We start from the raw sequence: 24477 nt of genomic DNA on the forward strand, positions 1-24477 counted from the left end.
GCGTCGTTTCGAGGCCTTGTGCGGCCAACTGGCCGGCAAGGCCTTGCGAAGCGTTGATGTCCGGTGCAAAAGCGCGGCCATGCTGATCATCAACGACCTATCGCTCCGCATGGCCGGACGCCTGCTTCTCGACCATGCCTCGCTGACCTTGCCGGCCGGCACCAAGGCCGGCCTTGTCGGCCGCAACGGTACCGGCAAGACGACGCTGTTCAAGGCCATCACCGGCGATTTCCCGTCCGAGACAGGCTCGATCAGCCTGCCGAAGAGCACCCGCATCGGCCAGGTGGCGCAGGAAGCGCCGGGCACCGAGGATGCGCTGATCGAGATCGTGCTCAAGGCCGATCTCGAACGCACGGCGCTGCTCGAAGAAGAAAAGACGGCGACCGATCCGCACCGCATCGCCGACATCCATATGCGGCTGGCCGATATCGACGCGCACTCAGCCGAATCCCGCGCCGCCACCATTCTCGCAGGCCTGGGCTTCGACGACGCTGCGCAACGGCGTCCGGCCTCGTCCTTCTCCGGCGGTTGGCGCATGCGCGTGGCGCTTGCTGCGGTGCTGTTTGCCGAGCCGGACCTGCTGCTGCTCGACGAGCCGACCAACTATCTCGATCTCGAAGGCACGCTGTGGCTGGAAAACTACGTGTCGAAATATCCGCACACCGTGCTTTTGATCTCGCACGACCGCGACCTGCTCAACCGCGCCGTCAATTCGATCGTCCACCTCGACCAGAAGAAGCTGACCTTCTGGCGCGGCGGCTACGACCAGTTCGAACGTCAATATACAGAGCAGAAGGAATTGCAGGAGAAGGGCCGGGTCAAGCAGGAGGCCGCGCGCAAGCACATGGAATCCTTCGTCGAGCGGTTCCGCGCCAAGGCCTCCAAGGCGAGACAGGCACAGTCGCGCATCAAGGCACTGGAAAAGATGAAGCCGATCGCGGCCCTCGTGAACGATTCGGTGTGGCCGTTCTCCTTCCCCGAGCCGGTGAAGACGGTGGCCTCGCCGATCGTGGCGCTGAACAACGTCAATGTCGGCTACACCGAGGGTCAGCCGATCCTCAAGAAGATGACGCTGCGCATCGACGCCGACGACCGCATCGCGCTGCTCGGCGCCAACGGCAACGGCAAGTCGACCTTCGCCAAATTGCTGTCCGGCCGGCTCAAGCAGGAGAGTGGCACCATGACGGTGGCGCCCGGGTTGAAGGTGGCGATCTTCGCCCAGCACCAGCTCGACGACCTCCGGCCGGACGAAAACGCCTACGAGCATGTCCGCCGGCTGATGCCGGAGGCCCCGGAATCGAAGGTGCGCGGCCGCGTCGCCCAGTTCGGCCTCACGACCGAGAAGATGAACACCGCCGCCAAGGATCTGTCGGGCGGCGAGAAGGCGCGGCTGCTGATGGGGCTGTCGGCCTTCGAGGGCCCAAACCTGTTCATCCTCGACGAACCGACAAACCATCTCGACATCGATAGCCGCGAATCGCTGATCCATGCCCTGAACGAATTTCCCGGCGCCGTGATCCTGATCTCGCATGATCGCCATCTGCTGGAGGCAACCGCCGACCGCCTGTGGCTGGTCAAGGACGGCGCGGTCAACCCCTATGACGGCGATCTCGAGGACTACAAGACGCTGGTCACCGGCGTCTCCGGCGACCGCCGCGGCAAGCGCGAGGCCGACAAGGCATCAAAAGCCGACCGCCGCCGCGATGCGGCGGCTCGCCGCGCTGCCTTCGAGCCGCTGGCCAAGGAGATCCGCGCCACCGAAGCGCTGATGGACCGCATTCGCAAGCGCATCGACGGCATTGAGGACGAACTGTCCAATCCGGCGGTCTACGAGAAGGATCCCTCGACGGCGACACGGCTGGCGAAGGAGCGCTCGCAACTGGCCCAGACGCTGGCCGGCCACGAGGAAAAGTGGCTGACCATGTCGGCAGAGTATGAGGAAGGCACGGCGGAGTGATTACCCTCCCCCTTGTGGGGAGGGTCGATCCGCGAAGCGGAGCGGGGTGGGGGTCTGCGCCACACCCCACCCCGGCGTTACACGCCGACCCTCCCCATCAAGGTGAGGGTAAGATCTGGCCCTACACGCCGCGTCCGGAACCGGTTAACCTCGCCCCATGAACCAACACGCCAAGCTTCGCATCGGCCATTCGGCCTGTCCGCATGATTGCCCCTCGACCTGCGCGCTCGAGGTCGAGTTGCTTGACGGCAACCGCATCGGCCGCGTCCATGGCGCCAAGTCCAACAGCTACACGGCCGGTGTCGTCTGCGCCAAGGTTGCCCGCTATGCCGACCGCGTCCATCATCCCGACCGTTTGCTGAAGCCGCTGATCCGCGCCGGTTCCAAGGGCGACGGCGCCTGGAAAGAAGCAAGCTGGGAGGCGGCGCTCGACCTCGTCGCCGAAAAATTCATTGCGGCCGAGGAGAAATACGGCTCGGAGACGGTCTGGCCCTATTATTATGCCGGCACGATGGGGCTGGTGCAGCGCGACGGCATCGACCGGCTGCGCCACGCCAAGAAATACTCCGGCTTTTTCGGTTCGATCTGCACCAATCTCGCCTGGACCGGCTGGATGATGGGCGCCGGCGCCTTGCGCGGGCCGGACCCGCGCGAGATGGCGAAATCCGATTGCGTGGTGATCTGGGGCACCAATGCTGTGGTGACGCAGGTCAACGTCATGACGCACGCCATCAAGGCGCGCAAGGAGCGCGGCGCGAAGATCGTCGTCATCGACGTCTATGAGAATGCGACGATGAAGCAGGCCGATCTCGGCCTGGTGCTGAAGCCGGGCACCGATGGCGCGCTGGCCTGCGCGGTCATGCATGTGCTGTTCAGGGAAGGCATGGCCGACCGCGCCTATCTCGAAAAGTACACGGACGACCCGAAAGGGCTGGAAGCGCATCTCGAGACGCGCACGCCGGACTGGGCGGCCGGGATCACCGGCTTGACGGTCGCCGAGACCGAGGCCTTCGCCCGCCTCGTCGGCACGACTAAAAAGACCTATTTCCGCCTCGGCTACGGCTTCGCGCGCCAGCGCAATGGCGCCGTCAACATGCATGCAGCGTCCTGCATCGCGGCTGTCACCGGCAGCTGGCAATATGAGGGCGGCGGCGCCTTCCATTCCAACTCCGGCATCTTCAAGCTCAACCAGGAAGTTCTGGAAGGCACCAGGATGCGCGATCCCTCGATCCGCCATCTCGACCATTCGCGCATCGGCCCGGTGCTGACCGGAGCCAGCGACGCGCTTTATGGCGGCCCGCCGGTGACGGCGATGCTGATCCAGAACACCAACCCGGTAAATGTCGCGCCGGAACAGCGGCTGGTGAAACAGGGTTTTATGCGCGACGACCTGTTCTCTTGCGTGCATGAGCAGTTCATGACCGACACGGCCAAGCTTGCCGATGTCGTGCTGCCGGCGACGATGTTCCTCGAGCACGACGACGTCTACAAGGGCGGCGGCAATCAGCACATCACGCTCGGCCCCAAGCTGATCGAGCCGCCGGAAGGACCGCGCACCAACCATTTCGTCATCGAGGAATTGGCAAAACGCCTTGGCGTCGCCGATCGTCCGGGCTTCGGCCTCACCGAGCAGCAGCATATCGACATCATCCTGGGCAAGCGCGGGCTGGGCAGCTTCGACAGCTTGAAGGAAGACAAGTGGATCGACCTGCAGCCGGATTTCGAGGCAGCACACTTCATCAATGGATTTGGCCACGCGGATGGAAAATTCCGCTTCCGCGCCGACTGGACCGGGCAGGCGGCGCCCAACCGGCCGCCGAAAAGCATGGGCCTGTTCGGCCCGGTGGCGCTTCTGCCGGAATTTCCCGACCATGTCGACTTGATCGAGGTCGCCGACGAAGCGCATCCGTTCCGCCTGACCACGTCGCCGGCGCGCAATTTCCTCAACTCGACCTTTTCGGAAACGCCGGTGTCGAAGGCCAGGGAAGGCCGCCCGGAACTCCTGCTGCACCCCGATGATGCCGCAGCACTTGGTCTGGCCGACGGCGACCGTGTCGAGGTCGGCAACACGCGCGGCGAAGTCGTGCTGCATGCGAAACTGTTTGACGGTATCAAGCGCGGCGTGGTGATCGCCGAAGGCATCTGGCCAAACAGCGCCCATGAGCGCGGCGAAGGCATCAACGTGCTGACCGGCGCCGACGCGCCGGCACCCTATGGGGGGGCTGCCTTCCACGACAACAAGGTCTGGCTGCGCGCGGCAGGCTGAGGTCGGCGAGAACTCCGCTCGTCTCGCGCCAGATCAGACCGTGCAGGATTTTTCGGCCGCCTGACGCTAGCCGGGCAATGGCACCGTCAACCCGACCTTGACCCGGTCCATCGCAACAAAAGTTCGGAACTTGCGGACATTGTTGCTGTCGAAGAACAGTTTTCGCGTCAGCGCCTCATAGGCGGCCATGTCGGCCACGGTGATGACCAGGATGAAATCGGCCTCGCCGGTGACATAGTAGCATTGCTGAACCTCGGGGGTTGCCGAGAATTGCCGCTTGGCCGCGTCGATCAGTTCGGCACGTTCGCTCTCGAGTTCCACCTCGACGAAGATGGTGATCGGCTGGCCGACCGCTGCCGGCTCGACGACCGCGACATTGCCGGCGATGACGCCGGTCTGCTCCATGCGCTTGATGCGGCGCTGCACCGCCGGTGCCGACAGGTTCACCGCCTCGCCGATCAGCCGCTGCGGCGTCGTGTTGTCGCGCTGCAGGATAGCAAGGATGGCGAGATCGAAACTGTCGAGAATGGGTGCGATACAGGCAATGGAGAGGTCCTCGGCGAAACAAACTTGCATTTGGGAGGCCATATTACAGCGCCCTTTGCACCGGTCCTGCAATATATTCTCGCCGAACGCCAAGGAGGCCCGCCAGTGTTCCTGCTCAACCGCAATAGTCTGCATCGCCTGCCACTCGATCCGGCCGATGCCGAAATCCTCGGCGTGGCCGGCGCTGACACGGTCGAGCGTTTTCTTTGCCGTCGCGACAATCACCTGAAAACGCCGCTGCATGCGCTTCCGGCGTTTGCCAGCGAACTCGGAATTAGCGCTATCCATATCAAGGATGAAGGCTTTCGCCTCGGCCTCGGCAGCTTCAAGGCTCTGGGCGGCGCTTATGCCGTCTTCCGCCTGGTGCTGGAGGAGGCAGGCAACCGGCTTGGCCGGCCCGTCGATGTTGCCGATCTCGATCGGCCCGACGTGTGTGCCGTCGCCGCGGCGATGACATTTGCCTGTGCGACCGACGGCAATCATGGCCGCTCCGTTGCGCAAGGCGCGCAACTCGTCGGCGCGCGGGCGGCGATCTTCGTCCACGCCGGCGTCAGCGAGGAGCGCATAGCGGCGATCGCCCGCTATGGTGCCGAGATGATCCGCGTCGACGGCAACTATGATGATTCGGTCAGGCAGGCCGCCCAGGTTTCGGCCGAGAAGGGCTGGACCGTCGTGTCCGACACCTCATGGTCGGGCTATGAACGGATTCCTGGCCTGGTCATGCAGGGCTATACGGCGATCGTGCGCGAAGCGCTGCGTCAGCTCCCTCGGACACCAACCCACGTCTTTGTGCAGGCTGGTGTCGGTGGCATTGCCGCCGCGCTGGCCGGTCATCTCGCCATCGTGCTCGGTGACGCCAGGCCGACCTTCATCGTGGTCGAGCCGGCGCGTGCAGCCTGTGTTTTTGCAGCCGCCCAGGCCGGGCACCCGGTCAAGGTCGCGCATGGCCGGCCGACGGTGATGGCCATGCTTGAATGCTACGAGGCCTCCCCGGTAGCCTGGCGGGTGCTGGCGCGCGCCGCCGATGCCTTCATGACGGTGGATGAGACCGACGCCATCACGGTGATGCGGCGGTTGGCCCGGCCGGCCGGCGGGGATCCGGTGATCGTCGCCGGCGAAAGCGGCGGTGTTGGTCTTGCCGGGCTGATCCGGGCGATGGCTGACAACCCGACCGAGCTTGGACTGGACGGCAAATCGCGGGTGCTGGTGATCAACACCGAAGGTGCCACCGACCCGCATCGCTATGCCGAGCTGGTCGGCATGAGCCCGGCCGATGTGCTGGAAGGCAAGATGAAAGCCGAGGCAACGGCATGATCGCCATCGATGCACAGCGCCTGCTTGGCCGTATCCGCGAACTCGGTGCCGTCGGTCGCGACGGCGAGGACAGGCTGATCCGGCTGGCCGCCTCAGACACCGACAGGCAGGGCCGCGATCTCTTCGTCGGCTGGCTGCGGCAGGCCGGGCTCGATGTCGCCATCGACCGGGTCGGCAACATATTCGGCATCTGGCAAAGCCCGGACAACAGGGAGCAGGCGCCGCTGCTCATCGGCTCGCATATCGACACCGTCATAGATGCCGGCATCTATGACGGCTGCTACGGGGTGCTTGCCGGGCTGGAAGTGATCGAGACGCTCAAGGCGACAGGCTTTTCGCCGTCGCGCCCGATCGTGGTCGCCGCTTTCACCAATGAGGAGGGCGTACGCTACACGCCCGACATGATGGGCTCGCTGGTCCACGCCGGCGGCATCGATGCCGAAACGGTGCTGGCGGCCGTCGGCACGGACGGCAGCGTGCTGGGGCAGGAACTCGCCCGCATCGGCTATGCCGGCGACCGGGAGCCCGGCTTCCTCAAGCCGCACGCCTATCTCGAACTGCACATCGAACAGGGGCCGGTGCTGGAACGCGAAGGTTTGCCGATCGGCGCGGTGGAGAATCTGCAGGGCATCTCCTGGCAGCGCATCACCATAGACGGCGTCGCCAATCATGCCGGCACCACGCCGATGTTGATGCGCAACGATGCCGGCCACGCCGCCGCCCGGACCATCACCTTCCTGCTCGACCGGGCCAAAGTCTCGAACGCGCCGACCGTCGCCACCGTCGGCACGATCCGCTTCGAGCCGAATGCCATCAACGTCATTCCCTCGCGCGCCGTCTTCACCATCGATCTGCGCGATCCCGACGAACAGCGCCTGCAGGCGGAGGAGGCGGCGCTTGCCGCCTATCTCGAGCAGCTTGCCACCGATGAGAACGTGACGATCTCGGTCGAGCAACTGGCTCGCTTCGAGCCGGTGATCTTCGACCTTCGCATCGTCGAACGAATCGAGGCGGCCGCGAAACGCCGTGGCCTTGGCGTCAGGCGCATGACGTCCGGCGCCGGCCACGATGCACAGATGCTGGCGCGCATCGCACCGGCGGCCATGATCTTCGTGCCGAGCGCCGGCGGCATCAGTCACAGTCCGCGCGAACACACCGATGATGCCGAGCTTGTTGCCGGGGCCAACATCCTGCTTGATGTGGCCGCGCAACTGGCAAACTAGGTCAGAAGGGGCGGAAAATGTCTGAACTCGATCGCGATGCGCTGAAGCAGGAAATGATTTTCTGGCGGCGCGATCTGCACGCGCATCCCGAGTTCGGTTTCGAGGAGAAGCGTACCGCAGCCTTCGTCGCCGCTAAATTGCGTGAGTTCGGCCTCGATGATGTCACCGAAGGCGTCGGCGGCACCGGCGTCGTCGGCACGCTGACGCGCGGCAGCGGCAACCGGGCGATTGCGCTCAGGGCCGACATGGATGCACTGCGCATATCAGAGCAATCGGACGCATCCTACCGATCCGGCAATCCTGGCATCATGCATGCCTGCGGCCATGACGGCCACACCACCATGCTGCTCGGCGCGGCAAAGCTGCTGGCAGGTGAGGGCGGTTTCGACGGCACCGTGCGCTTCGTCTTCCAGCCGGCCGAGGAATGGGGCAGGGGGGCACTCGCCATGCTCGACGATGGGCTGATGCAGCGCTTTCCCTTCGATGAGATTTTTGGCCTGCACAACATGCCCGGCCTGCCGATCGGTCATTTCGAGACCCGTGCCGGCCCTATCATGTCGGCCGAGGATATCTTCGAGATCGTGCTTAAAGGGCTCGGCGGCCATGCCGCGCGGCCGCATGCGGGCAACGAGACGCTGGTCGCCGCCTGCGCACTGGTCACCAATCTGCAGACCATCGTCTCGCGCCGGCTGAGCCCGGCCGACATATCGGTGGTTTCGGTGACCGAGCTGATCACCGACGGCACCCGCAACGCTCTGCCCGGCCTTGCCCGCATCCTCGGCGATGCGCGCAGCTTCCGCCCCGAGGTCAGCGCCGAGATCGAGCGGCAGATGCGCATCATTGCGCAGGGCACCGCTGCCGCCTACAATGTCGCGGCCGAGGTCAATTACAGCAGGGAGTTCGTGCCGCTGCGCAACGATGCCGAGCTGGTCGATGCCGCATTTGCCGCCGCAAGGCACGTCTTCGAACCCGGCAACATCGCCGTCGCCCGCGAGCCGATGACCGCCTCCGAGGATTTCGCCCGCTTCCTCGACCATGTGCCGGGCTGCTTCGTCTTCCTCGGCAATGGCGAGGGCTCGGCGCCGCTGCACAATTCCAGCTACGACTTCAACGATGACGGGCTGTTGTTCGGCACTAATTTCCATGTCGCGCTGGTCAGGCAACGATTGGGCGGCGAGGCGGGAAGATGAAGGAGATTGCCGGGATGCTGGCCGGGACAAGCTGACGGACCGGCGACCGATAGGGCAGTGCGCCTCGGTACGCTTTTAACAAAGATAATCCCCCGATGACGCAGGGGAAAGACTCAGCTAGCCTTACCTGTGCGGCGGACCTAATTATCCGCTTGGCCGGCGCTTCACTCCTCCCAAGCGGCGCCGGCCTTCTTCTCCAAAGGTCCGTCCGGGACGCCACAGCGGGTTGCGGCAGCACGCGAACCTCGCAAAGGCCAAGTTCCGCCTCCGGTTGCCTCGAGAATGCATCGGGGAGCGCTGGCGAAACCGCCCTCCATCTTCGACTGCGCGCGTGGACGATTGGCAAGGGAACCAAAGGCGGTTTCCCCGGTTGGTTCTGCTCCAAAGGAGTGTTGCACTATGTTCCGTCTGCTCGTCGCCGGCGCCTTCGCCTATGTCACTTATCGTATCGCCAGGAAGATGGTCGAAAACGTGCCCGATACGGTCGACCCGCTGCTGTTGCCGCCGTCGAAGCATGATCGCGAGACCTTGCGGCGGCAGTCGGCCGACATGGGTGTCGATCCGCAACGCTAAAGACACGGACGACGCGCTTCGGCCTGTCTAGCACGATGCCAGCCCCGCATCGACATTGCGAACAAAGCAGAAACGATGCTTGATGGGCGATGAACCTCACCACTGCTGATTCGACCTTTCGGGACCCGACCGTCCAGCCTGCCTATCTCGCCCGGCTGAACGATGCCCAGCGCCAGGCAGTCGAGCACGGCGACGGCCAGATAGCCGGTCCGCTGCTGGTCATTGCCGGCGCGGGTTCGGGCAAGACCAACACGCTGGCTCACCGCGTCGCCCATCTGGTCGTCAAGGGGGCCGACCCGCGCCGCATCCTGCTGATGACGTTCTCGCGCCGCGCCGCGTCCGAAATGGCCAGGCGCGTCGAGCGTATCGCCGGCGAAGTGCTCGGCCGCGATGCAGCTGTCATCACCGATGCGCTGACCTGGGCGGGAACCTTTCACGGCATCGGCGCGCGGCTGCTTCGCGACTATGCGCTGGAGATCGGCCTCGACCCTGCCTTCACCATCCATGATCGCGAGGACTCCGCCGACCTGATGAATCTGGTCCGCCACGAACTCGGCTTCTCGAAGACGGAAGCGCGTTTCCCCACCAAGGGAACCTGCCTTGCCATCTATTCGCGCGCCGTCAACGCACAGGCGCCGCTCAACGAGGTGTTGGGTTCCGCCTTTCCCTGGTGCGCCGGCTGGGCGGACCAGCTGAAACAATTGTTCGCCGGTTATGTCGAGGCCAAGCAGGCGCAAAACGTGCTCGATTACGACGATCTGCTGCTCTACTGGGCGCAGATGGCGGCGGAGCCCGAGATAGCAGCGCATCTGGGCGGGCGTTTCGACCATGTGCTGGTCGACGAATACCAGGACACAAATCGCCTGCAGGCTTCGATCCTCATGGCACTGAAACCCGACGGCGCCGGGCTGACGGTGGTGGGCGACGATGCGCAGTCGATCTATTCGTTCCGCGCCGCCGAGGTGCGCAACATCCTCGACTTCCCCAACCAGTTCGCGCAAGCCGCCGACGTCGTGATGCTGGAGCGCAATTACCGCTCGACCGAAACCATCCTGGCGGCCGCCAATGCGGTGATCGGCGAAGCCTCGGAACGCTTCACCAAGAACCTGTGGTCGGAGCGCAAGTCCACCGACAGGCCAAAACTGGTGACCGTGCGCGACGAGGTCGAGCAGGCCAATTTCGTCTGCGACACCATCCTGGCCGAGCGCGAGGCCGGCACGGCACTGAAATCGCAGGCGGTGCTGTTTCGCGCCTCGCACCACAGCGGCCCGCTGGAGATCGAGCTGACGCGACGCAACATTCCCTTCGTCAAGTTCGGCGGGCTGAAATTCCTCGATGCCGCCCATGTCAAGGACGTGCTGGCGGTGCTACGCTTTGCCGAAAACCCGCGCGACCGGGTCGCCGGCTTCCGCGTGCTACAGCTGATGCCGGGCATCGGCCCTTCGGCTGCCGCGCAGATCGTCGAGACCATGATGACGGCGCTGGACGAGGCCATGGGGCTGGCCGGCTGGCGTCCGCCGCAACGCGCCGCGGATGACTGGCCGGGCTTCGTCTCGCTCTATTCCGGCCTGCGCGCCGGCGCCAAATGGCCTGCTGATCTCGAACAGATCAGGCTGTGGTATGAGCCGCATCTGGAGCGCATCCACGAGGATGCGACGACGCGGCGCGCCGATCTCTTGCAACTTGAACAGATCGGTTCGGGCTATGCTTCGCGCGAACGCTTCCTGACAGAACTGACGCTCGATCCGCCCGACGCCACCAGCGACCAGGCGGGGCCGCCGCATCGCGATGAGGACTATCTGATCCTGTCGACCATCCATTCGGCCAAGGGCCAGGAATGGAAGAACGTCTTCGTGCTCAACACGGTCGACGGCTGTATCCCGGCCGATCTCGGCGTCGGCACCAAGGAAGACATCGAGGAGGAGCGCCGGCTGCTTTACGTGGCGATGACGCGGGCCAAGGACAATCTCAACCTGGTCATGCCGCAACGCTTCTTTCCGCACGGCCAGGCGGCGCGCGGCGACCGCCATCTCTATGCCTCGCGCACCCGCTTCATCCCGGCTTCGATCCTGGCTGCGTTCCAGCAGGTGTCCTGGCCGAGCGCACAGGCGGCACAGGGCAGGGCGGCTCGGCCGGAGGTGCGCGTCGACATCGGCGCGCGCATGCGCGGCATGTGGAAATAGCTGCGGGATAGCGCCCCATGTTGAAACCACCGGTCAGGGTCGCCATAGCGGGTGCGCTGGGCCGCATGGGCCGCGAGATGGCGTCCGCCGTGCACGGCGACGCGCGGCTGGCGCTCGCCGCCCGCTTCCACCGGCCGGGCAGTATCGGCGAAGGGCTGGTGAGCCGCGACGAGGCGCTTGCCATGGCCGACCTGGTCATCGACTTCACCACGCCGGCTGCCTCGGCTGATCTGGCCAGCATTTGCGCCGAGCGCGGCGGGCCGGCCCTGGTCATCGGCTCAACGGGCTTCGATGCTGATGAATTGGCTGTTATCGCCGACGCCGCGAAAACAATTGCCATCGTGCGCTCCGGCAGCTTTTCGCTCGGGCTCAACATGCTGGTCGGGCTGGTCGAGCAGGCGGCGCGGGCACTCGATCCCGATGACTGGGACGTGGAGATTGTCGAGGCACACCATCGCCACAAGGTCGATGCGCCATCGGGGACGGCGTTGATGCTGGGGCATGCCGTAGCCGGCGGACGCGGCATCGACCTGGACACGGTCGCAAGGCTTGCACGCGACGGCGTCATCGGCGCGCGGCCGACCGGCGAGATTGGCTTTGCGGTGCTGCGTGGCGGCAGCATCATCGGCGAACACAGCGTCAGCTTCTGCGCCGAGGGCGAGACCTTGACCTTGTCGCATGCAGCCGGCGACCGCGTCATGTTCGCACGCGGCGCCATCGCCGCCGCGCTCTGGCTCGAGGGACGCCCGCCAGGCGAATATGACATGCGCGACGTGCTGGGCATGACCGGCCTATAGCGGCCGGTTTGTCGTCCCGGTTGGACGTACGCACCCATATCTCGTCCACCTCCGCACCGAAAAAAGAACGCTGGAGGGGTCAGGTCTCTTAAAACCGAACCGTTCGGTTCGATTTCTGTTGACGGACTGTATGGCAGATGGTGAACGCTGGCCTGGTTGTCGGCCTCGGATAGTGGGAGAAGAATCCCACTAAAGATTTGATTTCGAACAATAAAATTATGACCGCCGAGGCCCTGTGCCAAATTTCAAGGCCCAGATTCGAGCCGCAAAGGAACATCTTCGTGATTGGAATCCGCGGCAGGGCAAACCCATCTCGGGGTGGTCCGAGCGACGCGAAATTCCTCCCAAGGGCACGCCACCAGACGGACAGAACAAAGAAATACTGGAGTAATAAAATGACCAAGATCGCTCTCACCGCCGCCGCTATCCTCGTTGCCACGGGCACCGCTTTTGCCGGCAGCGACAACTATGGCTCGGCCAACGCCAATCAGCCTGCCGTCACTGTCGACCATTCGGTCACCGCTTCGACCTCGAAGTCGACACAGACCGTCCAGGCCCCAGCGTCGCAGGGCGCTGACCGCAATCTCTTCGGCCGCTAATCGCGACTGCCGATATCAACCCAATCTTGAATTCAGGAGTAAATAAAATGACCAAGATCGCTCTTACCGCCGCCGCCATCCTCGTCGCCACGGGCACCGCTTTTGCCGGCAGCGACAACTATGGCTCTTACAATGCCAACCAGCCGGTTGCGAACCAGTCCGTGTCCAACATCGACACCACGCACACCGGCTCGATCCCGAAGTCCGTAAAGACGCAGGGTGATGCCAATGCCAAGGTGCCGGCTCAGTCGGGCCAGGGCATCTGGGGTCGTTAATTTTCTGAAGTCTGCGACCACAAAGAGCGGTGGGCTTTGCCCGCCGCTCTTGTTTTTTATGGAACCAGCAACAATCGGGGCATCGTTTGAGCAGCCGATTTTGCGCAGTCGGCATGAACCGTTGGTTCGAAGTCTGCCGGGTGGCAGCTTGCCCGACGCGCCTGAATTCTAGCCCAAATCCTTCGGGTGCACACAATGCGTCAGCGGGGCGCTCGACAGGCCGGACCAGTCACCTTCGAAAGCGAAGCGGGCAAGGGCTGCCGTCGGGAATTTTTCCTCAAGTCTCGCGAGTGCCTTGGCCTCCGACCCCGGCCCGGCAAGCTGTCTGGCCAACTGTTCCAGGCCCGGATTGTGGCCAATTACCAGCAAGCTGCCGCTTGAAGCGTCGGTCTGACCAATCTGGCTCAGAATATCCGCCGCTGAAGCATCGTAAAGCGCCTTGGCGAATGCGATCCGGGGCTGGACGGGCAACTCCGCCGCTGCCAGCCGCCAGGTCTCACGGGTGCGCAGCGCCGCCGACACCAGCGCCAGGTCCGGCAGCCAGCCACGCGCCGCAAGCTCGCGCCCGATCGAGCGCGCCGCCTTCACTCCGCGTTCGGCCAAAGGCCGGTCGAAATCATCAAGGCCAGGGTCGTCCCAGCTGGATTTGGCGTGACGAAGTAGGAGAAGCTGTTTCATCGTCACGCTCTCGCCTCACGGCGTGATGCGCGCCAGATGCTCGAGGTCGGTTTCCTCGCCCAGCGGGTCGGGGGCCATCACCACCGAAGTGCCGTTGTCGGCATCGTCGGCAAAGTGGGCAAGCACGGTGCGGCCGGCCTCCATGCGCGCCTTGCCTTCGGCAACCAGTCCCAATGCCAGCGGATAGAGCCGGTGCTCGGCCTTCAGCACGCGGGCTGCCAATGTATCGGCGGTGTCGCCGACCATCACCGGCACGGCCGCCTGTGCAATGATCGGACCGTCGTCCATCTCGGAGGTGACGAAGTGCACGGTGCAGCCATGGATGCGGATGCCGGCGGTCAGTGCGCGCACATGGGTGTCGAGCCCCTTGAACGCCGGCAGCAGGGCAGGGTGGATGTTGATCATGCGGCCCTGCCATCTCTGGACGAAGCCGGGGGTGAGGATGCGCATATAGCCGGCCAGCGCCACGATCTCGGCGTTGAAGGCCGCGAGCGCCGCGTCGATGGCGGCGTCATGAGCCTGCTTGCTGCCATGGTCGGCACGCGAGACGACCTGCGTGGCGATGCCGCGCGCCTTGGCGATACCGAGGCCGGCGGCGTCGGCCTTGTCGGAAATGACACCGACGATCTCGGCCGGGAACGCCGGGTCGCTGGCCGCGGCAATCAGCGCGGTCATGTTGGAGCCGCGCCCCGAGACCAGGACGACGGTGCGTTTCCTCTGCGCGTTCATAGGCCGATCGAGCCCCGATAGATGACGCCGGCGTCGCGGCGCGGCACGATGCGGCCGATCGGCGTCACCGTTTCGCCGGCCTCCTGCAGCACGGCGGCGACCTGTGCTGCCTGGCCGGACGCGACCGCCAAGATCATGCCGATGCCGCAATTGAAGGTGCGCATCATCTCTTCCGGCGCCACGCCGCCGGTCTTGGCCAGCCACGAAAACACCGCAGGAACGTCGATCGCCTCGAGATCGAGTTCGGCCGAAAAATCCTTGGGCAGCACGCGCGGGATATTTTCCGGGAAGCCGCCGCCGGTGATGTGGGCGAGCGCCTTGATACCATGCGTGTTGCGGATCGCCTTGAGAATCGACTTCACGTAGATGCGGGTCGGCTCGAGCAGCGCCTCGGCCAGAGTGGCCTCGTCGTTGAACGGTGCCGGATCGCTCCACGACAGACCGCTGACGGCGACGATACGGCGCACCAGCGAATATCCGTTCGAGTGCAAGCCAGAGGAAGCCAGGCCCAGCAGCACGTCGCCTTCGACAATATCGTCGGTGGGCAGCAATTGGCCGCGCTCGGCGGCGCCCACCGCAAAGCCGGCGAGGTCGTAATCATTGCCGTGATACATGCCGGGCATCTCGGCCGTCTCGCCGCCGATCAGCGCGCAGCCGGCCTGGCGGCAGCCCTCGGCAATGCCGCCGACGATCGCGGCTCCCTGGTCGGGATCGAGCTTGCCGGTGGCGAAATAGTCGAGGAAGAACAGCGGTTCGGCACCTTGCACGACGATGTCGTTGACGCACATGGCGACGAGGTCGATGCCAATCGTGTCGTGCTTGCCGGCATCGATGGCGATCTTGAGCTTGGTGCCGACGCCGTCATTGGCCGCCACCAGCACCGGGTCGGTAAAGCCGGCGGCCTTGAGGTCGAACAGGCCGCCGAAACCGCCGATCTCGCCGTCGGCGCCCGGCCGGCGCGTCGCGCGCACCAGCGGCTTGATCTTCTCGACCATGAGATTGCCCGCGTCGATATCGACACCGGCCTCGGCATAGGTGAGCCCGTTCTTGCGCTTGTTCACGTCGCGCTTGCTCATTTCTGGTGCCCGTTCAACAATTTTCCTTGTCGCGGGCTCTTCGCATGAACGGTTTCTGTCCGCAAGGATAACGGCCATTTCGGCCCATAAAACCGTGGACAGGGCGCGCATATAGGCGCTCGTGATTGGCGAAAGCCAAGCTGAAAGCCGCTCTCCTGTGCGGGAGATCGGCAGCTTCTCTCTTGTTGCCACCCGCTATCTTCATCATCTATCTCCGACCAAGAGGAGGTGCCAAGCATTTGACCATCCCCAACCTGATCACCATCCTGCGCCTTATCCTGGTGCCGGCGGTGGTGCTGGCGATGCTGCAGGCGCGCTGGGACTGGGCTTTTGCCGGGTTCCTCGTCGCCGGCATTTCCGACGGCGTTGACGGGTTCATCGCCCGCCGTTTCAACCAGCAGTCCACGCTCGGCGCGTATCTCGACCCGGTGGCCGACAAGCTGCTGCTGGTTTCGGTGTTCGTGGTCATGAGCTTCATCGGGCAATTGCCGCTGTGGCTTGTCGTCATCATGGTGTCGCGCGACGCGTTGATCGTCTGCGCGGTGGTGTTGTCCGCCGTCATGACCCATCCGGTCGAGATGAAACCGTTGTTCGTGTCGAAGGCCAACACCGCGATCCAGATCGTGCTGGCCGCGCTTGTGCTGGGAGAACTTGCCCTTGCCGTTCACCTCGACCCGCTGAGGTCAGCCCTCATATTGCTGTCCGGGGTCTTGACCGTGGCTTCGGCCGCAGCCTATCTCGTCACTTGGCTGAGGCACATGAGCGGCTATGGCGAAGGCTCCACTCCGGACATCTGAGACAGAAGCGGCAGCGATCGAGGCCGCGGCCGCCGACATCGCCGCGTCCGCGACCTTCCGCCGGCAGATCTTCTTCTGGCTGGCCGGTGCCGCGCTGCTGGCGCTTTTCCTCTATGTTTTCAGCGCCATCCTGCTGCCCTTCGTCGCCGGCATGGTGCTGGCCTATTTCCTCGATCCCGTTGCCGACCGGCTGCAGCGGCTCGGCCTGTCCCGTTTCATGGCGACGGTGGTCATCCTCATCACCTTCCTCATCGTGCTGGTGCTGGCCTTCGTCATCCTCATTCCGGTTCTGGCCACGCAGATGGCCGATTTCGCCGGCAAATTGCCGGAATATCTGACCCGGCTGCAAAGCCTGATCACCTCGTTCGATCCGAAATGGCTGGAACAGAAGTTCGGCGTCAACGCCAACAGCTTGCGCGACGGGCTGAATTCGCTGCTGACCTCGGGCTTCGGCCTGGTCACCACCGTCTTCACCTCGCTGTGGAGCTCCGGCATGGCGCTGGTCTCGGTGGTCAGCCTGTTCGTGGTGACGCCGGTGGTCGCCTTCTACATGCTGCTCGACTGGGACCGCATGGTGGCGGTCATCGACGGTTGGGTGCCGCGCGACAACGTCCAGACCGTGCGCGCCATCGCACGTGACATCAACACCGCAACAGCCGGCTTCGTGCGCGGCCAGGGCACGCTGTGCCTGGTGCTGGGCGCCATGTATGCCACCGGGCTGACGCTGACCGGACTGAATTTCGGCATCCTCATCGGCCTGTTCGCCGGGCTGATTTCCTTCATCCCCTATGTCGGCTCGCTGACCGGGCTGGTGCTGGCCATCGGCGTCGCCTTCGTCCAGTTCTGGCCGGACTGGACGATGATCGTCGCGATCGCGGTCGTGTTCTTCATCGGCCAGTTCATCGAGGGCAACATCCTGCAGCCGCGGCTGGTCGGCAAGAGCGTCGGCCTGCACCCGGTATGGCTGATGTTTTCGCTTTTTGCCTTCGGTGCGCTGTTCGGCTTCGTCGGCTTGTTGATCGCGGTGCCGGCTTCGGCTGCCGTCGCCGTGCTGGTGCGGTTCGCCATTGCCCGCTATCTCGAATCGCCGCTCTACAAGGGCCGCGGCGCGGCACCTGTGCCGCAGCTCCCGGCCGATCGCGGCGGCGGCCACCGCACGCAACCGCGTCGCTGAAGTGACTGCCCAGCCAACCGACCCGCCACGCCAGTTGCCGCTCGACCTCGGCCATGGCACCGGCTATTCGCGCGACGAACTCGTCGTCTCCGGCACCAACAACCAGGCGGTGGCGCTGGTCGACCGCTGGCCGGACTGGCCATCGCCGGTGGTGGTGCTGGCCGGTCCCGCGGGTTCGGGCAAGACGCATCTGGCCTCGATCTGGCGCGCCCGTGCCAATGCGGTGGCGGTCGACGCCAGGCGCATCGGCGACAGCATTGCCAATCTCGGCGCGCGGCCGGCACTGATCGACGATGTCGATACCGGCGCGGTCGATGAACAGGGCCTGTTCCATCTGATCAATACGGTGCGTGGTGCGGGGTCGACGCTGCTCCTGACGGCGCGCCGCTTCCCGTCCGCCTGGCGCGTCACGCTGCCTGATCTCGCCTCACGGCTGAAAGCGGCGGCGACAGTGGAAATTCATGAGCCCGACGATCTCCTGCTCGCCGGGGTCATCACGAAACTCTTCGCCGACCGTCAGATCGAGGTCGAACCGCATGTCGTGCAGTATCTGGTCCGCCGCATCGAGCGCTCGCTAGCGACAGCGATGCGCGTGGTGGAGCGGCTCGACCGGACCGCGCTCGAACGCAAGACGCCGATCACCAGGGCGCTGGCAGCCGAAACCGTCAACGCCATGGATGAAGGGCAGGGCGAATTCGAGATTTAGCTGAGAGGTCAGTCTCAGAGCCACATTACGGCGAAATGACGGACCGCGAGGTAGACGGCAGAGTGAGCGGCGATATAGCCGGCGGCGACCAGCACAAACATTCCGATACTGATACGCCAGGAGCGGGAGACGACGGCGCCTGGGGCCTGCCTCGCCTGTCTGCGGCTTTCACGGTTGTTCCACATCGCCAGCGCGGCGCAGGCAATTGCCCACGTCACCATGAACGGAACGGTGATGCCGGCATAGGCAAAGTAGGCCGGTCCGAAAAGCGACACCCAGGCATCCATTCCAAGCATCTGAACCCCCTGTTGCCGAACCGGCCACGGATACACGACCGGAGCCGGAGCAAGTGACCATATGGCTGCGCCGGGCATTGGGCTATGAGGGGATGGTCGGAGTGGAGAGATTCGAACTCCCGACCCTCTGGTCCCAAACCAGATGCGCTACCAGGCTGCGCTACACTCCGAACGGTCTGTTGCCTATTCATTTCGGTGGTGCATGGCAAGTGCAAAAACCTGCGAGAGCAAAAACCTTGCCGCCGTGCGCATTGCGCAGTAATGACGGGCGAAGGGTGGCGATGCTGCCTTGCACAAGAACGAGGTGGCCATGTCCGCGCGCATTTTCAGCCCAGCCAAAACCGCGATGCAGTCCGGCAAGGCCAAGACCGGCCACTGGGTGCTGGAATTCGATCCCGAGACGCGCAAGAAGATCGACCCGCTGATGGGCTATACGACGTCGGCAGACATGAGAAGCCAGATCAGGCTTAGCTTCGACACGCGGGAAGAGGCGGTAGCCTACGCCGAAAAGCAAGGGCTCGCTTTCCGCGTCGAAGAGCCGAAAGAGACCAAGCGCCGCCAGATTTCCTATGCGGAGAATTTCCGCTATGACCGCAGGACGCCCTGGACGCATTGAACGGCGGTCAGTGCCAAAAATATCCAGCCGGCCCAAAGGCCGGCCAGCGGTCCCGTAGCTCAGCTGGATAGAGCACCGGCCTTCTAAGCCGATGGTCACAGGTTCGAATCCTGTCGGGATCGCCAGTATCTCCTTGTTTTTGCTGCTATAGTTCATACAACCGACTGCCAGCGGCAAAGGCACCATCCATCGTGTCAGCACGGTGTCAGCAGAAAATTTGAAACCCGCTGCCGAGAGGTAGCGGGCGTCCAGCTAGAACGGATTGGGTGCCAGTGGTAAAGTCGCGGCATCGTGGGGAGGACACGTCAATGCGCGGGGAGGAGCGACGGCAACTTGTTCGGGATTTTCTGGCTAGGCATAAGCTCGGGGCTATCAGCACCGTGCATCCGGACGGGTCTCCAGAGGCAGCCGTCATACAGGTGACGTTGGGCGACGACCTCAACATCGTGTTCGACAGCTTTCCCGGCAGTCGGAAGCTGGAAAATATTAAACGAGACAGTCGGATCGCCATGGTGATCGGCTGGGACGAAAACGTGACGGTTCAAATTGAAGGCCTGGCCCGACCTGCCAAGGCTAACGAATTGCAGCGATTGAGAGATGCTCACGTTGCCAACTGTCCGCTTGAAGCGGAGTTTCTAAAGCAAGGGGCACAACTCTTTACGATTTCGCCCCAATGGATTCGCTATTCCGATTTCAGAGGCGAGCCGATAGTTTTTGAGCTGTCCGGCGACTCGCTTGCGAAATAGGAGGGAGCCCGCCACCTCTCGGCAGCGGGCCGTCGGGATCGCCAAAGCCTTTCGGGTCCGTTCCGGACACATAGGTTACGGTTATACCGGAGACATGGGCTTTCAGAGAGCGGGATCGGGCCTCGTGCGCTCAAACCGCCGCCGCCAGAAGCAGCGTTACCCCCAGGACCGTCGACGCATAGATCGTCGCTAGAAGCACGATGGGCCGAGGATACTCGGCGGGTGTCGCGAGGCCGGCAAAGTCGGGATTTCGGGTTTCGGTGCCGGGCCACGGGACGTCGTCGTCGGCCGCGGCGTTGTCATTGCAAGCGCGCACAGGAAGACGCCGGGCTATATCGGCGACGATCAGAGGATCGTCCGCCACCAATTTCGACCAGTCCGAAACAATGCCGATTTCACGTTTGAACATCGCTCGCCTCCCGTTTGCGCTCTAACAGCGATATCTAAATTATGTTCCACCGATAGTTTGACGAGGCGGACCGCTCTTGGTCACTGCGGCCTTCTGATTGATGAAAACCACGCCCGCTGCCTCCAACCCTTGCCGGATGGCAGCCAGCTTGGCCGAACTCGGAATCCTTCGTCCGCTCTCGAAACTGCCAATCGTTCCTTCGCTGAGGCCGCACTTCGCGGCGAGCCGCACCTGCGACCATTTCAGCATCGCTCGTGCGGCTCTGCACTGCTGGGATGTAAGGGGCTGGATCCCTGAAACGGTGGAGCTTCGCTTGTTCACATCCTCAGATCCCTTCGCTTCGGCGGGACGTGGCTTTGCACCAGGCGCACCTTGTCCATATCCACCGTGACCATTGTCCCGAGCGATACCGTGACCTTGTCGCCGTCGATCCGCGTAACGCCGCCCGATAATTCCATCTGCTGGCCCTTGGTCAGCCTGGTCGCCGGATCAATGACCGAATGCGGAAAATTGTAACCGGGGATCGACACGCTGACGCGGTCTTCCGTGACGCGCTTCAGCACCGTCGCCATGACCGCCACTTCGTCGCCGACCTTTATTGCCATGCCACTGATTCTGGGGCGTCATCTGCCGGCGTCAAGGATTAGCTAGGGCTGATATAGCAAAATCGCGGAACCAGCTTTCTCCATGCAGGGTCGCCCCGACAGCGGCAAATACCGCAAGCCGTCCAACCCTGTTCGGTGATGAGGCGTTGGCGTGGCTCGGGCAGCCGCCCCGCGCCAGCGTATTATTTCGTGACTCCGCCTTTTCGGAACCTTCCTGCGCACGGCGCGTTCGGCCCGCTGTATTCGAGGACCCTCATATAAAAGTGGACAGGCGGGAGGCAAACAAGGGTGGGGAGGAGTGTTGCCATGTCGAAGCGAGAAATAGGCATATCTTCGGCTCTGGATCGGCGTATCGCCGATCTCAAGGCCAAGATGCAGGACGCCCGGATCACGGAATACGAAATGAAGACCTTTCAAAAAGTGGCTTCAGCCATGGGAGGCGACGGAGGCTCCCTGCGCCTCGATGCCGACGACCTGATCGCGGCATCCTTTGTCGTCGATGCGCTGAGTGAGCCAACGCTCAATTGACGACGGGCGGTTTGGTTCGCGCGCCGTTTTGCCCTTGCCCGGCCGGCAATTGGCCCACGCCTTCAAGCTCTGAAACAGGATGGCTGCTTCCAGCGGCCGTCTTGTGGCACGTTTGCGCAAGCCTCTGTCGCAAGTCATCGACAGGGCCGCGGGTTGGTTCCGCCGCCTGATATCGAATTGGAGGGAAAGTCTTATCAATTTGTTGGGGTTGGTGCGTCATAGTAGCGACGGCTAACGGAGTTGAACGGGATGAAGCTCGATCTGTCGCCGACGAGCTGGGGCAGGGTGATCGCTGTCACGGTAGTCGGTACTGCATTCTTCATTGCCGTGGCGTTCTTCGTCGATTCCTTCAATTTCCCCTATCTTTCGCCCGAGGCCGTGTGGCGGGCGAAGATGACCGACTTGTTGCTGCCCCTGGTGCTGGGCGGCTCGTTTCTGTTTTTCCTGATGTGGAAGATTCGCCAGCTGGCCATCGCGCAGCGCGATCTCAGCGTCATCGCCGCGACAGATAGCCTGACGGCGGTGCTGAACCGTGGCGCCTTCTCTATGCTGGTCGAAGCCTATCTCGAGCAGACCCGAAAGCAGGAGCAGACCCGTTCGGGGGCGCTGCTGATCATCGACGCCGACCATTTCAAGTCGATCAATGACCGCCTGGGTCACGATTGCGGCGACCAGGCGCTCAAACTGATAGCGCAGGCGATCAAAGGGCAACTGCGTGGCGGCGATATCGTCGGCCGCATCGGAGGCGAAGAATTCGGCGTGTTTCTGCCCGGCGTGGACCCCTCGCAATCCTGGGTGGTCGCCGAAAGCATCCGCCGGCGTATCAGGGAGATGGAATTCTCACCCGGCGGCAGGCCTTGTCCGCTTTCCGTCAGCATCGGCGGCACAAGCTTTACCGGCCCGATCACCTATGAGGAAATCTTCTCCGCTGCCGACAAAAGGCTTTACACGGCCAAGTCGAACGGACGCGATCAAGTCAGCTTCGATCCGGCCGGAACGTCTCCGGCGCCTCCGCCCGGGGTTGCCACCGTGCATTGATGGGTGACTCGGGACCGTCGCGCAGCAGTGCTTTGGCTGCCGACATCACGCTAAAGAGATAGTTTTCTCACGCCTGAAGCGCCAGATATCGAAAATCTGTCGACTTATACGCCTTGCTTCGACCAGGAGCTTTTCCGCGGGACTCCGCTTTGGAGCGGAATTTGCGCTGGCTCTCACGAGCCGCTCCTCACTAAGAAGGCTGGTCAACCCGAAGGCCTTCTCACGAATAAGGTCATTTTGCACACACAGTGCGGGCAACAGTTGGTAGATCGCTTTGCTTGACGATGTCGGAAGCGACGGATCGAAGATAACGTGATCGGCGGGCGCATCGAGACTTCGGGCGATCAGATCGCGCGCTGCTTGCTTCGAAATGATGTACCCGGCCGCTCCGATGTGGAACCCATATAGCCTAACAACCGAAAACACCCGACTGACGCAGGTGCGCTTCATCGCGATAACGGTTTTCTTTAGGTAGGTTTCCAGCTTGACGATATCGGCGTTGGCCGGAATCCATCCATCATCGGAAAGCATTGGGCCAGCTGCTTCGGACAACAGGACATCATCCTCGAAGATCGCACCAAAGGCATCCTCACCATCTGCGATGATGGTCCAGCAAACCTTGTGGCTCATAAGGCAAGCCGCTTCCGTGGGAGTTAAACTTGGTGAAGTCGCAGCAAATTCCGGTCGATGCAACGCGTCTACGGCAGGAACCCGGTCGAACGAAACACCAACCTTCGCGAATTCAGCCGTGACATGGGCAAGTCGATCGGGAGACCGATCGAGGTTAATAACCATACATTTCATTGATGCCCCCCACAGGCTATCGGTCGATAATTACTGCCTTGACCTTGAAATAACTTGCTTAACTAAATAGCGAGACTCTGCAAGGGGTAGGCGACGCAGCTTAGGCTGCCAGTGATGTTTTTGAGCAATAGATGGACGACTTAGCACTCACCGAATGCCCCCGTATTGACGCAACCTGCGTAATGGGCGACCGATATCTCGGGCAGCTAAATACCAGCTGAAGGTAGATATCTCTGTTCACAGCGATTTTTCAGCAGCTGCGTTAGCTCTGCTCGGCCACAAGTAAGGCCACCGATCGCCATGTGGGCAGCACGGCAACGGCCAGATTTCACTATCGGCAAACAGCCGGCCAAGCTAACAAAGCGCAGCGACCATGATCCATTTGTTCAACGGCTTTCAGGATCCCTTCGGCGGCAGTGACCTTGAAGCTCTGGAACTGTACCGGCTGTTGAGTGCCGATTCCGAGGTGCATCTGTGGGCAACCTCCTCCAGCGTGTCCGGCGAGTTGATGCGGAATTTCCCGATTCGCCGTGTCTCGCTGTCGAAGTGGGATGTCCCGAATGGCGGCACCTACGTCTTTCTCGGCTCGCATTGGCGCAACAAGATGTGGCCTTACCTGATCCCGCGGCCGCGCCGGCTGATCTATGTCTTCAATACCTTTCACCCGAAAATCATCGCGCTGACCACGCGCATGCCCCGCATGCTGAACTGGCCAGACGCCGAACTGGTGCTGATTTCCGATTTTCAGAGACGGATGCTGCGGGTCGATGGCGTCGTGCATCCATCGCTGATCGATGTCGAACGTTTTTCTCCACGGCGTCTGGATTCGGATCGTCCGTTCACCGTCGGACGCTTAAGCCGCGATGGGCCGGGCAAACATCATCCCGATGACATACCCCTGTACGAGACATTGCTGGCCGAAGGCACAGCCTTGCGGATTCAGGGCGGGGCAGGGCTCAAGGACAGCCTCATGCCGCATCCGCAACTCGAACTGTTCCCACCCGGCCGATTTTCCGCCGAAGAGTTTCTGCAGACGCTCGACGTGTTTTATTATCGCACCGGTTGGCACGTGGAAACCTTCGGTCGCGTCGTGTTGGAGGCGATGGCCTGCGGTTTGCCTGTGGTCTGCCATTCCCATGGCGGCTATTCCGACCACATAAGGCATGGCGAAAACGGTTTCTTGTTCGAGACGACTGAACAGGCGTTGCGCATCCTTGCCGATCTCAAAGCCGATCCGACATTGCGGGCGACAGTGGGAAAAAGGGCGAGGGAGTCCTTCGAGCAGATCTATTCTTCCCAAGCTGTGCGACAGAGGCTGGATTTCTATTTGCGTTAGCCCGGCGTCTGAAACC

At 63.0% G+C, this 24477-nt stretch carries 27 protein-coding genes and 2 tRNA genes; 19 read left to right on the forward strand and 10 right to left on the reverse strand.

The genetic code is table 11. The features are described from left to right. Positions 1-79: 79 nt before the first annotated feature. Both AC0L24_RS04050 and AC0L24_RS04055 read left to right on the forward strand, forming a co-directional pair. Positions 80-1957 carry an ABC-F family ATP-binding cassette domain-containing protein gene (locus tag AC0L24_RS04050; RefSeq protein ID WP_473563433.1) on the forward strand — a complete coding sequence of 626 codons (1878 nt, stop codon included), beginning with the start codon at positions 80-82 and terminating at the stop codon, positions 1955-1957. A gap of 157 nt (positions 1958-2114) precedes the next feature. After that, a complete protein-coding gene (locus AC0L24_RS04055; RefSeq protein ID WP_128288952.1) occupies positions 2115-4223 on the forward strand; it encodes a molybdopterin-containing oxidoreductase family protein in 2109 nt (702 codons plus the stop codon). A gap of 66 nt (positions 4224-4289) precedes the next feature. Here the strand turns inward: AC0L24_RS04055 and AC0L24_RS04060 are convergent, their stop codons facing one another. Next, complete coding sequence (locus AC0L24_RS04060) at positions 4290-4799, reverse strand: Lrp/AsnC family transcriptional regulator (protein WP_473563434.1); 510 nt, start codon at positions 4797-4799, stop codon at positions 4290-4292. A gap of 75 nt (positions 4800-4874) precedes the next feature. On the opposite strand from AC0L24_RS04060, the gene AC0L24_RS04065 reads away from it, so the two are divergent. The 8 genes from AC0L24_RS04065 to AC0L24_RS04100 all read left to right on the forward strand — a co-directional run bounded on the left by AC0L24_RS04065 (position 4875) and on the right by AC0L24_RS04100 (position 12923). Further along, positions 4875-6083, forward strand: coding sequence for a diaminopropionate ammonia-lyase (locus tag AC0L24_RS04065; RefSeq protein WP_473563435.1), 1209 nt, complete (start codon positions 4875-4877; stop codon positions 6081-6083). Continuing rightward, positions 6080-7306, forward strand: a complete 1227-nt coding sequence (locus tag AC0L24_RS04070; protein WP_473563436.1) for an allantoate amidohydrolase — start codon at positions 6080-6082, stop codon at positions 7304-7306. Before AC0L24_RS04065 ends, AC0L24_RS04070 begins: the two co-directional genes overlap by 4 nt. A gap of 17 nt (positions 7307-7323) precedes the next feature. Beyond that, entirely contained in the window at positions 7324-8496 is a 1173-nt protein-coding gene (locus AC0L24_RS04075) for a M20 aminoacylase family protein (protein WP_473563437.1), read from the forward strand. Between the two features lie 399 nt (positions 8497-8895). Then, complete coding sequence (locus AC0L24_RS04080) at positions 8896-9069, forward strand: hypothetical protein (protein WP_081738796.1); 174 nt, start codon at positions 8896-8898, stop codon at positions 9067-9069. Positions 9070-9158: 89 nt separating this feature from the next. Then, entirely contained in the window at positions 9159-11252 is a 2094-nt protein-coding gene (locus tag AC0L24_RS04085) for an ATP-dependent helicase (protein WP_292139891.1), read from the forward strand. A gap of 17 nt (positions 11253-11269) precedes the next feature. Then, positions 11270-12049, forward strand: coding sequence for a 4-hydroxy-tetrahydrodipicolinate reductase (dapB, locus tag AC0L24_RS04090; RefSeq protein ID WP_292139892.1), 780 nt, complete (start codon positions 11270-11272; stop codon positions 12047-12049). A gap of 395 nt (positions 12050-12444) precedes the next feature. Further along, on the forward strand, positions 12445-12648 hold the full coding sequence (locus AC0L24_RS04095) for a DUF680 domain-containing protein (RefSeq protein WP_256745615.1): 204 nt from the start codon (positions 12445-12447) through the stop codon (positions 12646-12648). A gap of 47 nt (positions 12649-12695) precedes the next feature. Then, complete coding sequence (locus AC0L24_RS04100; RefSeq protein ID WP_127270735.1) at positions 12696-12923, forward strand: DUF680 domain-containing protein; 228 nt, start codon at positions 12696-12698, stop codon at positions 12921-12923. Between the two features lie 168 nt (positions 12924-13091). Here the strand turns inward: AC0L24_RS04100 and AC0L24_RS04105 are convergent, their stop codons facing one another. Genes AC0L24_RS04105 through purM form a run of 3 tightly spaced genes read right to left on the reverse strand, consistent with a single transcriptional unit; the run spans position 13092 to position 15406 of the window. After that, the gene (locus AC0L24_RS04105; RefSeq protein WP_128288948.1) at positions 13092-13601 is read right to left on the reverse strand and encodes a SixA phosphatase family protein; all 510 of its coding nucleotides are present in this window, start codon (positions 13599-13601) and stop codon (positions 13092-13094) included. A 15-nt stretch (positions 13602-13616) separates the two neighbouring features. Further along, positions 13617-14330 (reverse strand): phosphoribosylglycinamide formyltransferase, encoded by a 714-nt coding sequence (purN, locus tag AC0L24_RS04110; RefSeq protein WP_473563439.1) that lies wholly within the window; start codon positions 14328-14330, stop codon positions 13617-13619. Next, the gene (gene purM / locus AC0L24_RS04115; protein ID WP_027037916.1) at positions 14327-15406 is read right to left on the reverse strand and encodes a phosphoribosylformylglycinamidine cyclo-ligase; all 1080 of its coding nucleotides are present in this window, start codon (positions 15404-15406) and stop codon (positions 14327-14329) included. Before purM ends, purN begins: the two co-directional genes overlap by 4 nt. Positions 15407-15645: 239 nt before the next feature. On the opposite strand from purM, the gene AC0L24_RS04120 reads away from it, so the two are divergent. The 3 genes from AC0L24_RS04120 to hdaA are packed head-to-tail and all read left to right on the forward strand — an operon-like array spanning position 15646 to position 18083. Then, a complete protein-coding gene (locus AC0L24_RS04120) occupies positions 15646-16203 on the forward strand; it encodes a CDP-alcohol phosphatidyltransferase family protein (RefSeq protein ID WP_127398435.1) in 558 nt (185 codons plus the stop codon). Further along, entirely contained in the window at positions 16175-17377 is a 1203-nt protein-coding gene (locus AC0L24_RS04125; RefSeq protein ID WP_473563440.1) for an AI-2E family transporter, read from the forward strand. The genes AC0L24_RS04120 and AC0L24_RS04125 overlap by 29 nt, the downstream gene beginning before the upstream one ends. Before the next feature lies 1 nt (position 17378). Beyond that, a complete protein-coding gene (gene hdaA, locus AC0L24_RS04130; RefSeq protein WP_127810827.1) occupies positions 17379-18083 on the forward strand; it encodes a DnaA regulatory inactivator HdaA in 705 nt (234 codons plus the stop codon). A gap of 14 nt (positions 18084-18097) precedes the next feature. On the opposite strand, the gene AC0L24_RS04135 is transcribed toward hdaA, so the two are convergent. Continuing rightward, positions 18098-18379: a hypothetical protein gene (locus tag AC0L24_RS04135; RefSeq protein WP_127810826.1), complete on the reverse strand. Its 282-nt coding sequence runs from the start codon at positions 18377-18379 to the stop codon at positions 18098-18100. 93 nt (positions 18380-18472) lie between these two features. Further along, a tRNA-Pro gene (locus AC0L24_RS04140) sits at positions 18473-18549 on the reverse strand. Between the two features lie 140 nt (positions 18550-18689). Here AC0L24_RS04140 and AC0L24_RS04145 point away from each other — a divergent pair. The 3 genes from AC0L24_RS04145 to AC0L24_RS04155 all read left to right on the forward strand — a co-directional run bounded on the left by AC0L24_RS04145 (position 18690) and on the right by AC0L24_RS04155 (position 19741). Next, positions 18690-18995: an ETC complex I subunit gene (locus AC0L24_RS04145; protein WP_023812590.1), complete on the forward strand. Its 306-nt coding sequence runs from the start codon at positions 18690-18692 to the stop codon at positions 18993-18995. A 48-nt stretch (positions 18996-19043) separates the two neighbouring features. After that, positions 19044-19120: transfer RNA gene (locus AC0L24_RS04150), tRNA-Arg, on the forward strand. A 183-nt stretch (positions 19121-19303) separates the two neighbouring features. Beyond that, positions 19304-19741 carry a pyridoxamine 5'-phosphate oxidase family protein gene (locus AC0L24_RS04155; RefSeq protein WP_127810825.1) on the forward strand — a complete coding sequence of 146 codons (438 nt, stop codon included), beginning with the start codon at positions 19304-19306 and terminating at the stop codon, positions 19739-19741. 130 nt (positions 19742-19871) lie between these two features. Here the strand turns inward: AC0L24_RS04155 and AC0L24_RS04160 are convergent, their stop codons facing one another. From AC0L24_RS04160 to AC0L24_RS04170, 3 genes are read right to left on the reverse strand one after another with little or no spacing between them, the layout of a single operon-like run. Further along, complete coding sequence (locus AC0L24_RS04160; RefSeq protein WP_127810824.1) at positions 19872-20150, reverse strand: hypothetical protein; 279 nt, start codon at positions 20148-20150, stop codon at positions 19872-19874. Between the two features lie 39 nt (positions 20151-20189). Continuing rightward, positions 20190-20471: a helix-turn-helix domain-containing protein gene (locus tag AC0L24_RS04165; protein WP_127810823.1), complete on the reverse strand. Its 282-nt coding sequence runs from the start codon at positions 20469-20471 to the stop codon at positions 20190-20192. Then, the gene (locus AC0L24_RS04170; protein WP_164895683.1) at positions 20468-20755 is read right to left on the reverse strand and encodes a hypothetical protein; all 288 of its coding nucleotides are present in this window, start codon (positions 20753-20755) and stop codon (positions 20468-20470) included. The genes AC0L24_RS04165 and AC0L24_RS04170 overlap by 4 nt, the downstream gene beginning before the upstream one ends. Positions 20756-21061: 306 nt before the next feature. On the opposite strand from AC0L24_RS04170, the gene AC0L24_RS04175 reads away from it, so the two are divergent. Both AC0L24_RS04175 and AC0L24_RS04180 read left to right on the forward strand, forming a co-directional pair. Further along, positions 21062-21283 carry a hypothetical protein gene (locus tag AC0L24_RS04175; protein ID WP_127319259.1) on the forward strand — a complete coding sequence of 74 codons (222 nt, stop codon included), beginning with the start codon at positions 21062-21064 and terminating at the stop codon, positions 21281-21283. Between the two features lie 249 nt (positions 21284-21532). Further along, entirely contained in the window at positions 21533-22321 is a 789-nt protein-coding gene (locus AC0L24_RS04180) for a GGDEF domain-containing protein (RefSeq protein WP_127381232.1), read from the forward strand. A gap of 45 nt (positions 22322-22366) precedes the next feature. Here AC0L24_RS04180 and AC0L24_RS04185 read toward each other — a convergent pair whose 3' ends face one another. Beyond that, positions 22367-23125, reverse strand: a complete 759-nt coding sequence (locus AC0L24_RS04185; RefSeq protein ID WP_127270453.1) for a glycosyltransferase family 25 protein — start codon at positions 23123-23125, stop codon at positions 22367-22369. A gap of 373 nt (positions 23126-23498) precedes the next feature. Between AC0L24_RS04185 and AC0L24_RS04190 the strand changes: the two genes are divergently transcribed. After that, entirely contained in the window at positions 23499-24461 is a 963-nt protein-coding gene (locus AC0L24_RS04190; protein WP_473563441.1) for a glycosyltransferase family 4 protein, read from the forward strand. Positions 24462-24477: the final 16 nt, after the last annotated feature.

This window comes from Mesorhizobium sp. WSM4809, from assembly GCF_055811655.1.

Excerpts from the sequence above, each read along its gene's own strand:
- AC0L24_RS04050 (WP_473563433.1), top strand. The coding sequence starts at position 80 with ATGCTGATCATCAACGACCTATCGCTCCGCATGGCCGGACGCCTGCTT.
- AC0L24_RS04055 (WP_128288952.1), top strand. The coding sequence starts at position 2,115 with ATGAACCAACACGCCAAGCTTCGCATCGGCCATTCGGCCTGTCCGCAT.
- AC0L24_RS04060 (WP_473563434.1), bottom strand. The coding sequence starts at position 4,799 with ATGCAAGTTTGTTTCGCCGAGGACCTCTCCATTGCCTGTATCGCACCC.
- AC0L24_RS04070 (WP_473563436.1), top strand. The coding sequence starts at position 6,080 with ATGATCGCCATCGATGCACAGCGCCTGCTTGGCCGTATCCGCGAACTC.
- AC0L24_RS04075 (WP_473563437.1), top strand. The coding sequence starts at position 7,324 with ATGTCTGAACTCGATCGCGATGCGCTGAAGCAGGAAATGATTTTCTGG.
- AC0L24_RS04080 (WP_081738796.1), top strand. The coding sequence starts at position 8,896 with ATGTTCCGTCTGCTCGTCGCCGGCGCCTTCGCCTATGTCACTTATCGT.
- AC0L24_RS04085 (WP_292139891.1), top strand. The coding sequence starts at position 9,159 with ATGAACCTCACCACTGCTGATTCGACCTTTCGGGACCCGACCGTCCAG.
- dapB (WP_292139892.1), top strand. The coding sequence starts at position 11,270 with ATGTTGAAACCACCGGTCAGGGTCGCCATAGCGGGTGCGCTGGGCCGC.
- AC0L24_RS04095 (WP_256745615.1), top strand. The coding sequence starts at position 12,445 with ATGACCAAGATCGCTCTCACCGCCGCCGCTATCCTCGTTGCCACGGGC.
- AC0L24_RS04100 (WP_127270735.1), top strand. The coding sequence starts at position 12,696 with ATGACCAAGATCGCTCTTACCGCCGCCGCCATCCTCGTCGCCACGGGC.
- AC0L24_RS04105 (WP_128288948.1), bottom strand. The coding sequence starts at position 13,601 with ATGAAACAGCTTCTCCTACTTCGTCACGCCAAATCCAGCTGGGACGAC.
- purN (WP_473563439.1), bottom strand. The coding sequence starts at position 14,330 with ATGAACGCGCAGAGGAAACGCACCGTCGTCCTGGTCTCGGGGCGCGGC.
- purM (WP_027037916.1), bottom strand. The coding sequence starts at position 15,406 with ATGAGCAAGCGCGACGTGAACAAGCGCAAGAACGGGCTCACCTATGCC.
- AC0L24_RS04125 (WP_473563440.1), top strand. The coding sequence starts at position 16,175 with ATGGCGAAGGCTCCACTCCGGACATCTGAGACAGAAGCGGCAGCGATC.
- AC0L24_RS04135 (WP_127810826.1), bottom strand. The coding sequence starts at position 18,379 with ATGCTTGGAATGGATGCCTGGGTGTCGCTTTTCGGACCGGCCTACTTT.
- AC0L24_RS04145 (WP_023812590.1), top strand. The coding sequence starts at position 18,690 with ATGTCCGCGCGCATTTTCAGCCCAGCCAAAACCGCGATGCAGTCCGGC.
- AC0L24_RS04155 (WP_127810825.1), top strand. The coding sequence starts at position 19,304 with ATGCGCGGGGAGGAGCGACGGCAACTTGTTCGGGATTTTCTGGCTAGG.
- AC0L24_RS04160 (WP_127810824.1), bottom strand. The coding sequence starts at position 20,150 with ATGTTCAAACGTGAAATCGGCATTGTTTCGGACTGGTCGAAATTGGTG.
- AC0L24_RS04170 (WP_164895683.1), bottom strand. The coding sequence starts at position 20,755 with ATGGCAATAAAGGTCGGCGACGAAGTGGCGGTCATGGCGACGGTGCTG.
- AC0L24_RS04175 (WP_127319259.1), top strand. The coding sequence starts at position 21,062 with ATGTCGAAGCGAGAAATAGGCATATCTTCGGCTCTGGATCGGCGTATC.
- AC0L24_RS04180 (WP_127381232.1), top strand. The coding sequence starts at position 21,533 with ATGAAGCTCGATCTGTCGCCGACGAGCTGGGGCAGGGTGATCGCTGTC.
- AC0L24_RS04185 (WP_127270453.1), bottom strand. The coding sequence starts at position 23,125 with ATGAAATGTATGGTTATTAACCTCGATCGGTCTCCCGATCGACTTGCC.
- AC0L24_RS04190 (WP_473563441.1), top strand. The coding sequence starts at position 23,499 with ATGATCCATTTGTTCAACGGCTTTCAGGATCCCTTCGGCGGCAGTGAC.